General features: G+C 64.6%; 11 protein-coding genes. 3 read left to right on the top strand and 8 right to left on the bottom strand.

Annotated features, from left to right (window positions below; translation table 11 throughout):
* Positions 1 to 6: 6 nt before the first annotated feature.
* Genes narJ through TBD_RS06990 form a run of 5 tightly spaced genes read right to left on the bottom strand, consistent with a single transcriptional unit; the run spans position 7 to position 9,013 of the window.
* On the bottom strand, positions 7 to 654 hold the full coding sequence (gene narJ / locus TBD_RS07010) for a nitrate reductase molybdenum cofactor assembly chaperone (protein ID WP_011311917.1): 648 nt from the start codon (positions 652 to 654) through the stop codon (positions 7 to 9).
* A gap of 10 nt (positions 655 to 664) precedes the next feature.
* Entirely contained in the window at positions 665 to 2,233 is a 1,569-nt protein-coding gene (narH, locus tag TBD_RS07005; RefSeq protein WP_011311916.1) for a nitrate reductase subunit beta, read from the bottom strand.
* Between the two features lie 10 nt (positions 2,234 to 2,243).
* The gene (locus TBD_RS07000) at positions 2,244 to 6,002 is read right to left on the bottom strand and encodes a nitrate reductase subunit alpha (RefSeq protein ID WP_011311915.1); all 3,759 of its coding nucleotides are present in this window, start codon (positions 6,000 to 6,002) and stop codon (positions 2,244 to 2,246) included.
* 31 nt (positions 6,003 to 6,033) lie between these two features.
* The gene (locus TBD_RS06995) at positions 6,034 to 7,710 is read right to left on the bottom strand and encodes an MFS transporter (RefSeq protein ID WP_011311914.1); all 1,677 of its coding nucleotides are present in this window, start codon (positions 7,708 to 7,710) and stop codon (positions 6,034 to 6,036) included.
* Between the two features lie 34 nt (positions 7,711 to 7,744).
* Positions 7,745 to 9,013, bottom strand: coding sequence for an MFS transporter (locus tag TBD_RS06990; RefSeq protein ID WP_011311913.1), 1,269 nt, complete (start codon positions 9,011 to 9,013; stop codon positions 7,745 to 7,747).
* A 280-nt stretch (positions 9,014 to 9,293) separates the two neighbouring features.
* On the opposite strand from TBD_RS06990, the gene TBD_RS06985 reads away from it, so the two are divergent.
* From TBD_RS06985 to TBD_RS06975, 3 genes are all read left to right on the top strand, one after another.
* A complete protein-coding gene (locus TBD_RS06985; protein ID WP_238376432.1) occupies positions 9,294 to 11,192 on the top strand; it encodes a histidine kinase in 1,899 nt (632 codons plus the stop codon).
* A 5-nt stretch (positions 11,193 to 11,197) separates the two neighbouring features.
* Positions 11,198 to 11,857, top strand: coding sequence for a two-component system response regulator NarL (narL, locus tag TBD_RS06980; protein ID WP_011311911.1), 660 nt, complete (start codon positions 11,198 to 11,200; stop codon positions 11,855 to 11,857).
* Positions 11,858 to 12,231: 374 nt separating this feature from the next.
* Complete coding sequence (locus tag TBD_RS06975) at positions 12,232 to 12,717, top strand: c-type cytochrome (protein WP_011311910.1); 486 nt, start codon at positions 12,232 to 12,234, stop codon at positions 12,715 to 12,717.
* Positions 12,718 to 12,810: 93 nt separating this feature from the next.
* Here TBD_RS06975 and TBD_RS06970 read toward each other — a convergent pair whose 3' ends face one another.
* Genes TBD_RS06970 through TBD_RS06960 form a run of 3 tightly spaced genes read right to left on the bottom strand, consistent with a single transcriptional unit; the run spans position 12,811 to position 14,044 of the window.
* Positions 12,811 to 13,410, bottom strand: coding sequence for a nitrous oxide reductase accessory protein NosL (locus TBD_RS06970; protein WP_011311909.1), 600 nt, complete (start codon positions 13,408 to 13,410; stop codon positions 12,811 to 12,813).
* On the bottom strand, positions 13,410 to 13,775 hold the full coding sequence (locus TBD_RS06965) for a hypothetical protein (protein ID WP_011311908.1): 366 nt from the start codon (positions 13,773 to 13,775) through the stop codon (positions 13,410 to 13,412). The genes TBD_RS06970 and TBD_RS06965 overlap by 1 nt, the downstream gene beginning before the upstream one ends.
* The gene (locus TBD_RS06960; protein ID WP_011311907.1) at positions 13,775 to 14,044 is read right to left on the bottom strand and encodes a hypothetical protein; all 270 of its coding nucleotides are present in this window, start codon (positions 14,042 to 14,044) and stop codon (positions 13,775 to 13,777) included. Before TBD_RS06960 ends, TBD_RS06965 begins: the two co-directional genes overlap by 1 nt.
* Between the last annotated feature and the right edge of the window lie 5 nt (positions 14,045 to 14,049).

Here is a 14,049-nt window from a genome sequence, read left to right as displayed (position 1 = left end):
CGGAATTCAGGGATGCGTGGCGAGGGCTTGCACGGCGGGCGGCGTCGCGTCGCCCCAGGTGACCGGGGTTTCGCAGTCGTCGTCGTTGCAGACCGTGTCCGTCATCGGCTGGGCGGCGGGAACGAAGGCGCTGGGCACCAGCCGGGCGTGCGCCTCGACGAGCCTCACGAGCGGCGCCCATGGGCTCTTCGCCGCGTCGAGGTTGGCGCCGAGCTGCGCGATCGCCTTGGCGAACGGGTCGAGGAAAAGCTTCGCCTCGACCGGTTCGAGCGTCGACGCGAACTCGAGCACGAGCGGCAGGTAGTCCGGCAGCTCGCCGCTGTCCGCTTCGAGCCCGTAGCTCTTGTAATACTCGCCGAGATCGATCAGCGCGGGACCGCGGTTCCTGTCGTCGCCGAACAGGTGGTGGGTGAGATGCAGCGCATGCTCCGGCGTCATGTCGAAGGTCTTGACATAGCGCGCCTGCGCGTCGGTCAGGTCGCTGTCGGTCAGCCAGGCGGCAAAGTCCGCGATCGCTGCGTGCTCCGCCGGCGTGAGGGTGGCGTCCTCGCCGATGATCGTCATGAGTTCGGGAATGGCCTGCATCAAGGCCTGGTCCGGATACTCGAGCAGCGCGGAGAGCAGCTTGAAGAGCGTCATGGGGGCGTCCGTCATGGTGCGCTCCTTAGTAGTCGCTGCGAACGATGGGAATGACGCGGCGCGAGGGCGCCTCTTCCCTCGGCTCCACGGTCTCCTTGCGCCGCTCGGGGAACAGCGAGTTGACCGAAATGCCGGCCGATGAGTCGTTGCCGAAGGTGAAGCCGTTCTGTCCCTGGAAGCCGTGGAAGTCTTCGAGGCGCACTTCCTCGTGCCCGGTCGGGATCACGAAACGGTCCTCGTAGTTGGCTATCGCGAGGTAGCGATACATCTCCTTGGCCTGGTCCTCGGTGATGCCGGCCTTGTCGAGGGCGCGGGTATCGGCCACGCCCTCGACGTGCACCGAGCGTTGGTAGCTGCGCATCGCGATCAGGCGGTTGAGCGCGCTTTCGATCGGTGCGGTCTTGCCGGCGGTCAGCAGGTTGGCGAGGTACTGGATCGGCGTGCGCATCGTGCCGGCCAGCGGAATCGCGCCGTCGGGGCCGACCGGCAGATTGCCCTGGTCGATTTGCGACTGTACGGGTGAGAGCGGCGGCACGTACCAGACCATCGGCAGCGTGCGGAACTCCGGGTGCATCGGGAAGGCGATCTTCCAGTCGATCGCCATCTTGTAGATCGGCGACTTCTGTGCCGCGACGATCCAGTCCTCGTTGATGCCCTCGGCGCGCGCGGCGGCGATGACTTCAGGATCGTGCGGGTCGAGGAAGATGTTGCACTGCGCCTCGTACAGGTCCTGCTCGTTCTCGGTGCTGGCGAGCGCTTCGATCTTGTCGGCGTCATACAGCATGATGCCGTTGTAGCGGATGCGCCCGACGCAGGATTCCGAGCATACGGTCGGCATCCCGGACTCGACGCGCGGATAGCAGCCGATGCATTTCTCGGCCTTGCCGGATTCCCAGTTGTAGAACACCTTCTTGTACGGGCAGGAGGAAATGCACATGCGCCAGCCGCGGCATTTGTCCTGGTCGACGAGCACGATGCCGTCCTCTTCGCGCTTGTAGATCGAACCCGACGGACACGCCGCCACGCAGGCCGGATTCAGGCAGTGATTGCAGATGCGCGGCAGATACATGTGGAAGGTGTTCTCGAACTGGGCGTACATCTCCTTCTGGATGTTGTCGAGGTTCTTGTCCTTGCTGCGCTTGGCGAACTCGCCGGCGAGGTCGTCTTCCCAGTTCGGGCCCCACTGGATTTTCTCCATCCGGCTGCCGTCGATCTGCGACATCGGGCGCGCGGTCGGAGCGGCCTCCGACAGCGGCGCGTTCTGCAAATGCGCGTAGTTGTAAGTGAAGGGTTCGTAGTAGTCCTCGATCTCCGGCATGTCCGGGTTGGCGAAGATGTTCACGAGCTTGGATAGGCGGTTGCCGGATTTCAACTCCAACTTGCCGTTCCTGAGCTCCCAGCCGCCTTTCCACTTGCTCTGGTCTTCCCAGCTTTTGGGGTAGCCGACGCCGGGCTTGGACTCGACGTTGTTGAACCAGGCGTACTCGACGCCCTTGCGGTTGGTCCAGACGTTCTTGCAGGTCACCGAGCAGGTGTGACATCCGATGCACTTGTCCAGGTTGAAGACGAAGGCGAATTGCGCTCTGACTTTCATGGGGTTCTCCTTACTTGGTGCCGATGCCGTTGGGATTGCGTTGCGCTTCACGCTCGGGCGTGAGCGGACGTTCGAGCCAGTCCACGTCCTTGTCCGCGATCTTGTGCAGGGCCACCATCGTGTCGCGCTGGCTGCCGACCGTTCCGTAATAGTTGAAGCCGTACGACAGCTGCGCATAGCCGCCGATCATGTTGGTCGGCTTGATGAGCACGCGCGTGACGGAGTTGAGGATGCCGCCGCGCTTGCCGGTCGAAGGCGAGCCGGGGACGTTCACATTCTTCTCCTGCGCGTGGTACATCATCGCCATGCCGCGCGGGATGCGCTGCGAGACGACGGCGCGCGCCACGGTCGCGCCATTGTGGTTGACCGCCTCGACCCAGTCGTTGTCTTCGAGGCCAATGCGCCTGGCGTCGTCCTCCGACACCCAGACGTAGGGGCCGCCACGGAACAGGGTCAGCATCCTGAGGTTGTCCTGGTAGCTAGAGTGGATGCCCCACTTGGAGTGTGGCGTGATCCAGTTCAGCGACAGATGCGGCTTGTCGCGGACGGCCGCCGGCAGCTGGTCGAGTTCGCCTAGATCGACCATCGGCTTGTAGGCGCAGAAGCCTTCTCCGAAGTCGAGCATCCATTCGTGATCCTGATAGAAATGCGCGCGGCCGGTCAGCGTCCGGAACGGGATGTGCTCGTGGATGTTGGTGTAGCCGGCCGTGTACGACACCTTTTCCGATTCGATCCCCGACCACGTCGGCGCGGTGATGATCTTGCGCGGCTGCGCCTGGATGTCGCGGAAGGTGATCTTGTCCTCGTGCCGTCCGGCATAGAGATGGTGATGGTCGATACCGGTCTTCTTCGACATCGCCGTCCACGCCTTGTGCGCGACTTCACCGTTGGTTTCGGGCGCCATGCGCATCACGGCGTCGCATACGCTGATGTCCTCTTCGAGCGATGGCATGCCGAAGGAGACACCCGGGTCCTTGACCGTGTAGTTGCACTTCTTCAGCTCCTCGTATTCCTGCTCGGTGTTCCAGTCGACGCCCTTGATGTTGTTGCCGAGCTTGACCATGAGCGGACCGAGCGCGATGTACTTTTTGTACGTGTCGCCGAAGTTACGTTCGATCACTTTCAGGATCGGCATGGTCTTGCCTGGCACCGGGGCGACGCCGTCGCGCTTCCAATCGGTCACCTGGCCGAACGGTTGCGCCAGTTCCATCGCCGAGTCGTGCTGCATCGGCAGTGCCACGACGTCCTTGCGCGTGCCGAGGTGCTTCGCGGCGAGCGGCGAGAAGGTCTTGGCGATCGACTTGAAGATCTGCCAGTCGGACTTCGATTCCCAGCCCGGCGACACCGCCTCCGACAACGGATGGATGAAGGGATGCATGTCGGTCGTGTTGAGGTCGTTCTTCTCGTACCAGGTCGCGGTCGGCAGGATGATGTCCGAGTAGGCGCCGGTGGAATTGAGACGGAAGTTGATGTCGACCATCAGATCAAGCTTGCCGATCGGCGCCTCGTCGTGCCACTTCACTTCCTTGTTGTCGCGCCCGGCACCGCCTTCCTGCAGCACGCCGTTCTGGGCTCCCAGTAAATGTTTAAGGAAATATTCGTGACCCTTTGCCGAGGTACCGATCAGGTTGGCGCGCCAGACGAACAGATTGCGCGGCCAGTTGACCGGGTTGTCGACGTCGGCGAACGCGACGTCGAGCGAGCCGTCCTGCAGCTTGCCGACGATGTGCTTGCCGATGCTGGCCTCATCGGTCGCGCCGGCACGCTCGGCCTCGGCCACGAGTTCGAGCGGGTTGGTGTTCCAGTGCGGCGCGGTCGGCAGCCAGCCCATGCGAGCGGCGGCGACGTTGTAGTCCGCGAGCGAGTAGCCCTTGTTCTTGCCTTTACCTGCGGGCGACAGCAGCTTGTCGGCGTCCAGCGTTTCGTAGCGCCACTGGTCGGTGTGGAAATACCAGTACGACGTCGAGTTCATGTGCCGCGGCGGACGCTGCCAGTCGAGCGCGAACGCGATCGGCGCCCAGCCCGCCTGCGGGCGCAGCTTTTCCTGCCCGACGTAGTGCGCCCAGCCGCCGCCGGTCTGGCCGACGCAGCCGCACATGTGCAGCAGATTCATGATCGAGCGGTACGACAGGTCGTTGTGGTACCAGTGGTTGATCGCAGCGCCCATGATGACCATGGACTTGCCCTTCGTTTTCGACGCGTTGTAGGCGAACTCGCGTCCGGTGCGCTCGATGTCGGCGGCTTTCACGCCCGTGACCTTCTGCGCCCAGGCGGGCGTATAGGCCACGCTGGCGTCGCTGTAGTCCTTGGCGACGTTGCCGCCGCCGAGGCCGCGGTCGATGCCGTATTGCGCGATCTGCAGGTCAAAGACGGAAGCAACCAGCGCGGTCTCGCCGCTGGCGAGCTTGACGCGACGCACCGGCACGTTGCGGAACAGCAGCGCATCCTCGTCGTGGTTGAAGTGCGGGAAACCGACGGAGACCACCTCGTCGCGGTGCCCGATGCACGAGAGTTCAGCCTGGATCACGCTCTGGTCCGCAGCGTTTTTCGGCAACAAATTCCATTTGCCTTCCTCGCCCCAGCGGAAGCCGATCGAGCCGTTGGGCGCGACGAAGGCGCCGCGTTTCTCGTCGTAGACGATGGTCTTCCATTCGGGGTTGTTGGTTTCGCCGAGCGCGCCGTCGAAGTCCGACGCGCGCAGCATGCGGTCGGTCACGTAGCTGCCGTTCTCGTGCGCGCGCAGCATCACCTGCATCGGCAGGTCGGTGTAGGTGCGCGCGTATTCCTGGAAGTAGGGGTCCTGCTTGTCGATGTAGAACTCTTTGAGCGCGACGTGGCCCATCGCGAGAAATGCTGCCGAGTCGGTGCCCTGGCGGATCGGCATCCAGAGATCGGAAAACTTGCAGAATTCCGCGTAGTCCGGCGCCATCGCGACGATCTTCGCGCCCTTGTAGCGGACTTCGGCCGCGAAGTGGGCGTCGGGCGTGCGCGTCATCGGCAGGTTGGCGCCGGTGATGATGATGTAGGTCGAGTTGTACCAGTCGGCCGCTTCCGGCACGTCGGTCTGCTCGCCCCAGGTCTGCGGCGACGCGGCCGGCAGGTCGCAATACCAGTCGTAGAACGAGCCGCACGCGCCGCCGATCAGCGAGAGGTAGCGCGAGCCCGCCGCGTAGGAAATCATCGACATCGCGGGAATCGGTGAAAACCCGTAGATGCGGTCGGGCCCCCACTTCTTGATCGTGTGGACATTGGCGGCGGCGATGATCTCGGTCATCTCGTCCCAGGTCGAGCGCACGAAGCCGCCGAGCCCGCGTACGGCGACGTACTGCTGGCGCTTCGTGTCGTCGGCTTGGATCGCGCCCCAGGCTTCGACCGGGTCGCGGCCCGCTGCGCGTTCGGCACGATACAAATCGAGCAGACGGCCGCGGATCAGCGGGTATTTGATGCGGTGCGGACTGTACAGATACCAGGAGAACGAGGCCCCGCGCTGACACCCGCGCGGCTCGTGGTTCGGCAGGTCTTCGCGGGTGCGCGGGTAGTCGGTCTGCTGCATTTCGAACGCAACCAGGCCGCCCTTGACGAAAATCTTCCACGAGCAGCCGCCGGTGCAGTTCACGCCGTGGGTCGAGCGCACGACCTTGTCGTGACGCCACCGGTTCCGATAGGCATCCTCCCATTTGCGATCCTCGCAGGTGGTGATGCCGTGATCGCCGGAAAACGACTCGCGCTGGCGGGTGAAGTAGGTCAGTCGGTCGAGAAAGTGACTCATTGTTCTTGCTCCTTGGGGTTTCAGGCTGCGATCAGGGGTTCTTGATGTAGGCGTGCTTGCGCAGGTAGAACCACCAGTTCACGAACAGGCACACGGCATAGAAGGCGGCGAAGCCGTACATCGCGTTCTCCGGCGAGCCGGCCTTGATCTGATCGCCGATCACCACCGGGGCGATGAACGCGCCGTAGGCGGCGACCGCCGACGTCCAGCCGAGCACCGGCCCCGCCTGCACGCGGTCGAAGATCACGCCGACGGTGCGGAAGGTCGAGCCGTTGCCAACACCGGTGGCGGCAAAGAGCACGATGAAGGTAACGAGGAACTGGGTGAAATAGACTTCGGGCGTGGCCGAGTGGAAGGCCTGCATCATGATCCAGCCCGCGTAGGCCGAGGCGGCGACCATCACGGCGGAGATGATCTGGGTGACGATCGATCCGCCGACCTTGTCCGAAATCCAGCCGCCGATCGGGCGCATCGCCGCGCCGACGAAGGGGCCGATCCACGCATAGGTGAAGGCCGAGGGCGCGTTGGGGTTCTTGCTATGGGTCCAGACGCCGGTTGCCGCATCGAGCACGTGCGAGTCGCCGAAGATGACCGTGATCGACAACGGCAGCGCCATCGAGAAGCCGATGAACGAGCCGAAGGTGACGATGTACAGCGCGGTCAGGGACCAGGTGTGCTTGTTCTTGAAGATTGCGAACTGCTTGGCGACGTTTTCCTTCATGGTGCCGAACGCTGCAAGCTTCATCACCAGCAGCGCCGCGAGGATATCGAGCGGAATGGCGACCCACATGTTGAGTACGCCGAGCCCGGTCGGCGCCGGCAGATACAGGTAGAGCATGAAGATCGCCGGCAGGAAGGCCAGCGTGTAGAGGTAGGTGACCTTGGCGAAGGACGCGATCGTGTGATGCGCGTCCGGCGAGATCGGCTTCAGGTTGTTCATCCCGAACCAGGCCAGGATGGCCAGCGGCACCAGCGACAGCACCCAGGCGAAGCCGGCGTTCTGCACGTAGGTCTCGGTGCCCGCGGCGATCTTGCCGAGGATCCAGCCGCTGTCCTTGACCAGCGTCATCGATTCGCCGCCGTAGCTGCCGAGCATGCCGAGAGTCATGACCAGCGGAATCACGACCTGCATCGTGGTTACGCCGAAGTTGCCCAGGCCCGCGTTGAGGCCGAGCGCCGTGCCCTGGAGACGCTTGGGGAAGAAGGTGCTGATGTTCGACATCGAGCTGGCGAAGTTGCCGCCGCCGACGCCCGACCACAGCGCCATTAGCTGGAAGGTCCACAAGGGCCAGTCGGGGTGTTGCAGCACGATGCCCGTGCCGATCGCCGGCGCGAGCAGCATCGCCGTGGTCAGGAAAATGACGTTGCGCCCGCCCGCGAGACGAATGAAGAACGACGACGGAATCCGCATCGTGGCGCCCGAGATGCCGGCGATCGCGGTGAGCGTGAAGAGCTCCTCCTTGGAGAAGGGGAACCCGAGATTGAGCATCTGTACGGTGATGATGCCCCACATGCCCCACACCGCGAATCCGCACAACAGGGCCGGGATCGAAATCCACAGGTTGCGGTTGGCGATGCGCTTGCCCGTCGATTCCCAGAACACATTGTTCTCGACGTCCCACTCGGGAATGGTCGCGGGAACCTGCTCGCGCTCGCGTCCCCCGACGGCGACGCCCGCGGCGCCGTGCTGCTTGTTTCTGAGACTCATGATCCCTTGCCCTCCATTCGGCTGATCGACACAGTTACTCCATGACGTCCGCGGCGATGACGCGCTTCGCGCCCCGCGCCGCCGCGTCCATCTCGCGTACTTCGGTGAAATACATCCACATCAGCGACACCCACACGACGCCGAACATCAGCATGAAGGCCGACGAGCGGACGCCGGTCAGGTCGACCAGGGCGCCGAACATGATCGGCATCAGGAAGCCGCCGAGACCGCCGGCGAGGCCGACCACGCCGGAGATCACGCCGATGTTGTCGGGGTAGTCGTCGGAGATGTACTTGAAGACAGAGGCCTTGCCGATCGCGAACGCGATGCCGAGGCTGAACATCACGATCGTGAACGCCGTCGGGCCGAGGCCGAAGTGGAAGGTGCGCAGGCCGTCGACGGTGTGGATCGTGATGCTGCTCTGCGGGTAGGACAGGAAGAACAGGCACAGCAGCGAGACCCACAGCACCCACCAGGTGATCGTGTGCGCGCCGTACTTGTCGGAGAAGTAGCCGCCGACCGCGCGCAGCACGCCGCCGGGAATGCTGAAGGCGGCCGCCAGGAAGGCCGCGGTCTTGAGATCGAAGCCGTACTGGCTCACGTAGTACTTGGTCATCCACAGCGCGAGCGCCACGTAGCCGCCGAACACGATCGAGTAGTACTGGCTGTAGCGCCAGACCTTCGGATCCTTGAAGGCCGCAAGCTGCTCGCGGATCGTGACCGACTTGCTCACCTTGTGGGCGGGCTCGGTGTAGGTGAAGAACCAGAAGACGATGGCGGTGACGAGCATGAGTCCGGCGTAGACCTTGGGCACCATCGTCCAGCCGTATCCGACGACGATGATCGGTGCGAGCAGCTTGGTGACGGCGGCGCCGGTATTGCCCGCGCCGAAAATGCCCATCGCCAGCCCCTGGCGCTCACGCGGGAACCAGCGCGCGCAGTAGGCGATGCCGACCGTGAACGAGCCGCCGGCCAGGCCGACGAACAGGCCGACCAGCAGAAACTGCCAGAACTCGGTCGCGTAGGAGATCAGCCAGATCGGGATGACCGTCGTCAGCATCAGGACGAAGAACACGATGCGGCCGCCGAATTTGTCCGTCCACATGCCGAGCGGCACGCGGATCAGCGACCCGGTCAGGACCGGGGTGGCGACGAGGATGCCGAACTGCGTCTCGTTGAGGCCGAGTTGCTGTTTGATGGGAACGCCGATGACGGCGAACATCATCCAGATCATGAAGCAGACCGTGAACGCCAGCGTGCTCATGCTGACGACCGACCATGCCTTGTATTGTTGGCTCTGCATAAACCACCCCGCGACGGAACCGGTAAAATGGACTTAGGGGTCTTTTTACCCCCTTGAACCCACACAGGCCAGAGGGGGAAGCGCCGGTCGGAAGGGCGCGGATACCCATTTCTGGATAGGGGGGATATTCGATAACGCCTTGTTTCGTTGCTGCTATTTTTGCGAGGCGGGCGCGTAGCCGGCGGCCTGACGAAGAAGAGGTATACCTATTTATCCGCGCGCCAGACGCGCCGGTGTATTACGCTTGGGGCCCTGTAGACAAGGCGCAAGGGAGAAAGCGGTGATCCGTTCGGGGCGGACCAAACTCGAGAACTCGCTGCTCATGCGGCTGGGCGGCATGTTTGTCGCGATCACCGTGCTCGCGGTCACCAGCATGTCGACCTCGTGGATGGTGGCCGAGACGATCCAGGGCAGCGGCGAGGCGATCAACCTTGCCGGCAGCCTGCGCATGCAGAGTTGGCGCATGGCTGCGATCTATCAGCGGCTGCAGAGCGACGGCGCAACTGAAGACGCGGAGGATCTGGGGGAGGCGATCGCCCGCTTCGAGGCCGACCTCAAGGCGGCACCGATTCTCGCCGTGCTGCCGAGCGACGAGACCACGCCGCTCTGGCACGTCTACCGGCAGGTCGAAAACGACTGGCGCACCGTCGTCAAGCCCGGCTTGCAGGTCACGCCGGCCGCCGGGCGGCCCGCGCGCGGCAGCGTGCTCGACGACATTCCGGCGTTCGTCGCCCACATCAACGACCTGGTCAAACAGATCGAGGACGCGGCCGAGGCCAAGATCCTGGTCATGCGCGTGATCCTCGGAGCAGCCGTGATCGCGACGATGCTCGTCGTGGCGCTTGCCATCTATCTGGTCAACAACATTCTCGTCTACCCGCTGCGCGGCCTGCTCGGGCTGGCCGACCAGATCGGCCAGGGCAATCTCGCGGTGCGCAACGATCTGACCGGCGAGGACGAGATCGGGCGGCTCGGCCAGGCTTTCAACCACATGGCCGAAGACCTCTCGATGCTTTACCAGAACCTCGAGGCGCGGGTCGAGGAGAAGACCGCGGAACTGACGATTGCCAACCGTTCGCTCGAACTGCTTTATCACTCGATCGCGCGGCTCTACAACGGCCCGATCGCCCCCCGTACCTACGAGATCCTGCTCAAGGACCTGGAGAACGTGCTCGGCCTCGGGCACGGCCTCGCGTGTCTGGTGGAAGGCGACGGCGCGACGCGCGGGCGCGTGATCGCGAGCACCTTGCCGCCGCTGCCCGAGGGGGCCGACCCCTGCAGCGTCATGAGCTGCGCCGAGTGTCTCGCGCGCCCGGCGCTCGCGGTCCACCCGCTCGGCGACGGCCGGCGCGTGCTGTCGCTGCCGCTGAACGACACCGAGCAGCTGTATGGCGTGTTGCAACTCGAAATGCCGCCGGGCAAGGAACTGGTCCAGTGGCAAAGCCAGTTGCTCGAAGCGCTGTCGCGCCACATCGGCATTGCGATCGGCACCGCGAGGCGCACCGAGCAGAGCCGTCGACTGTCGCTGCTCGACGAGCGCGCCGCGCTCGCGCGCGACCTGCACGATTCGCTCGCGCAGTCGCTCGCCTACATGAAAATCCAGGTCAGCCGGCTCAAGCCGCTGGTCGAAGGGTCGGGCGCCGGCAGCGAGGCCGGCGACGTGCTGGCCGAGTTGCGCGAAGGTCTCAACAGCGCGTACCGCCAGCTACGCGAACTGCTGACGACCTTCCGCCTGCGAATCGAGGGTGAAGGCCTCGGCGCCGCGCTGCAGACCACGGTGACCGAATTCTCCAACCGCGGCGGCATTCCGATCACGCTCGTCGTCCATCTGGCCGGGTGCAAGCTCACGCCGAACGAGGAAATCCATGCGCTGCAAATCGTGCGCGAGGCGCTGTCCAACGTGCTCAATCACGCCCAGGCGCGCCAGGCCGAGGTCAGTGTGAGCTGCAACAGCGACGGATCGGTGTCGGCCACCGTGACCGACGACGGCATCGGCATCCACGGGACTGCACGCGCCCACCATTACGGGATGACGATCATGGAAGAGCGTGCGAAAAACCTCGGCGGCCGGCTCAGCGTCGAGAACCTTGCTGCACGGGGCACGCGCGTGGCCCTCCACTTCGTGCCGAGCACGCGGCGCGAGGACAACGGTACGATTCACCCCATTCAACCGAGCTGAAAGCCATGCCTACGACCGACCCCCAGACCATCCTGATCGTCGACGACCACCCGCTGTTTCGCAAGGGTGTGATCCAGCTCATCCAGGCGGCGCCGGAATTCCGCTTCGTCGGCGAAGCGGCGAGCGGCGGGGAAGGCCTTACGCTCGCGCACCGCCTGCACCCCGACATGATCCTGCTCGATCTCAACATGAAGGACATGAACGGCGTCGAGGTGCTCAAGGCCATCAAGGACGAGGGGCTGGATTCACGGGTGATCATGCTGACCGTGTCGGACCAGGCGGAAGACCTGATCGCCGCGTTGCAGGCAGGCGCCGACGGCTACCTGCTCAAGGACATGGAGCCCGAAGACCTGATGCAGCAACTGGCCGAGGCAGCGCGCGGCAAGATCACGATCAGCGAAGGCCTGACGCAGTTGCTCGTCTCGTCCCTGCGAGAGAAGACGCGGCCGACGAGCCTCGCCGACGCAGGACTCACCGAGCAGGAAAACCGCATCCTCGACCACCTCGTCGACGGCAAGAGCAACAAGCTCATCGCCCGCGACATGGGCATCGCCGAGGGCACCGTGAAAGTGCACGTCAAGCATCTCCTCAAGAAACTCAACCTCCGGTCGCGGGTCGAGGCGGCGGTGTGGGCGGATCGCTGTCGCCGGCAGGCGAAACCCTGAAGCGGGTTGCGCGCATTCACCCGACGGGAGCGCGGTCGCCCCGCCGGACCAATGATGTATCGTTTATGCAACTTTGCTGACCGTGCAAAAGAGGGGATTACCTCTAAAGAGGTAGAGGGGGTATTCCGGTAAGACGCTGTTTTTCTTATGAAAGAAAAACAGCATGCGGCCGGAGCGTCGCGTGGTGAGCGCCTCGCCGACGCGCCGTGTAACCCCTTGGCCGGGGGCGTCGCGCCCACCGGCTGTGCTATATTTCCGCGGCGTCGATGCTTCTGCGCCGAATAAAGCCTGGGCCCGCCCGCGAGGATGGAACCCGTTGCATCGGCCAGACTTATTCCCAGCTTTTCAAACCCGATCTACAGGAGATATGAACGATGAAGATGACCTCGCTTGCACTCGCCTTGTCTTTGGCGGCCTTGCTCAGCGCTTGCGGCGACAAGGAAGCAGAGACCCCGGAAACGGCAGCGCCTGAAATGAGCGCACCGGCGCCCGAGGCCGCCGCACCCGAAGCAGCGGCACCTGAGGCAGCCGCACCGGAGGCCGCGCCTGCGCCGGAGGCTGCCGCCCCCGCCGCTCCGGCCGAAGGTGAGGCAGTCGCCGCGGCAGGCGACGTCGGCAAGAAGGTCTACGGCAACGTGTGCTCGATGTGCCACGCTGCAGGCGTGGCCGGCGCGCCGAAGCCGGGCGACAAGGCCGAGTGGGGCCCCCGCATCGCCCAGGGCAACGACGTGCTCTACAAGCACGCGATCGAAGGCTTCACCGGCAAGAAAGGCATGATGCCCGCGCGCGGCGGCTCGACGACGCTGTCGGACGACGAAGTCAAGGCTGCAGTCGACTTCATGGTTGCGCAGTCGAAGTAAGCCGCTTCGAAAACCGCGGCTTCGAAAAAAACGGAGGAGACCTGGTCTCCTCCGTTTTTTTTTGGTCCGAGAATTCGTGGGGCGCTCGCCGGCCTAGTGGTGATGCCGTCGGTTGCGGCTCAGCACACCCAGCTCGGCCGCGGTGATCTCGGAGTGTTTGCGCACGCGCCCGCCGTTTTTCGCGGCGAAGCGTTCAGCCTCGCTGCGGCTGGCGAAGGCAGGCAGGTCACCGTCGCGCATCGGCCCGAGCGCGTTCGAGCCGTGGACGAAGTAGGCCTGCTCGAGCGCGGTCCACTTCCCGGTCTTGGCATCCGTGACGAAGCGGCCCGCGACGTCGGCGGCCGCGTAGCTCGGGTTGTAGCGTTCGATACGCGCGAGGAAGACCAGCAGGTCGACCGGCGAATCGAAGAACTGCGAGGCGCCGTCGCGGAAAACGACTTGCGCCGCCCAGTGGGGGAAACGGGCTGGGTACATGCCGCAGACCGGGCAGCGCGCATCATCGGGAACGGTCTTGGGCGCGAGCATCGGCAGGCCCGACGCGGCTTCGTAGGGTGTCGCCGGCGCGACCACGCAGAAGTCGTTGTCCACCTCCGGCGGGACCGGTTTCGCGCCGCCCGTCGGGAACACGACGACGGCCGCCGCCGAAAGCGCCGCCACGGTCGCGGCCAGCGCCAGTTTCGTCGCCCCGCGCATCAGCCGATATCCGCGGCCCCGAGCGTCGGATCGTCGAGCAAGGCGCCGATCAGACGTTGCAGATTGTCGGCCGGCGTGGCGTCGGGTCGGGTAAGAGGGTCGGCCGCCACGCGGCCGGCGGCGTCGTGAAAGTGGTTGGGGAAAGTCGCGAGACCGCTGTGGAGCGGCGCCGTGTCGATCGCGGCTTCCGATGTGCCATACGTCCAGCGCAGGGAGTAGGCGTCCTCGGCGGCGTAGCGAACGGTGAGCGCGACGCCGTTCTTGAGCCGAATGATCAGCGCGTCCTGCTTCTGCTCGACGGGTCCATCGAGGTGGTCGGCGAATGCGGCGTCGACCGCCGTGGCAAGTTCGAAATGCAGGCTCATCAGCGGTTCGCTTCCTTCGCCCGTTCGCCGAGCAGGGTGCGGGCGGCGTCCCGCGTATCCGCAAGGATGCGCGCCGACAGGTAGTGTTCGTACGCCGGATGCTCGCCCACCGCGCCGCTTTCGATCTGGCGCAGCAGGGCGGCGGGATTGTCCGCACCGTAGGCGGCGAGAACCGTGCTCAGGTGTTCGCGCAATTCGTAGAGCAGGCGCGACAACTGGTCGAGTTCAGCCGCGGTTTCTGGGTCGAGGTTTTCGAAAAAATGGGCCATGGCTT

Source organism: Thiobacillus denitrificans ATCC 25259 (genome assembly GCF_000012745.1).
In the GTDB taxonomy this organism is placed as follows: domain Bacteria; phylum Pseudomonadota; class Gammaproteobacteria; order Burkholderiales; family Thiobacillaceae; genus Thiobacillus; species Thiobacillus denitrificans_B.
Note: the sequence above shows the minus strand (reverse complement) of the source record. Positions and strands in the feature narration are given on the sequence as shown.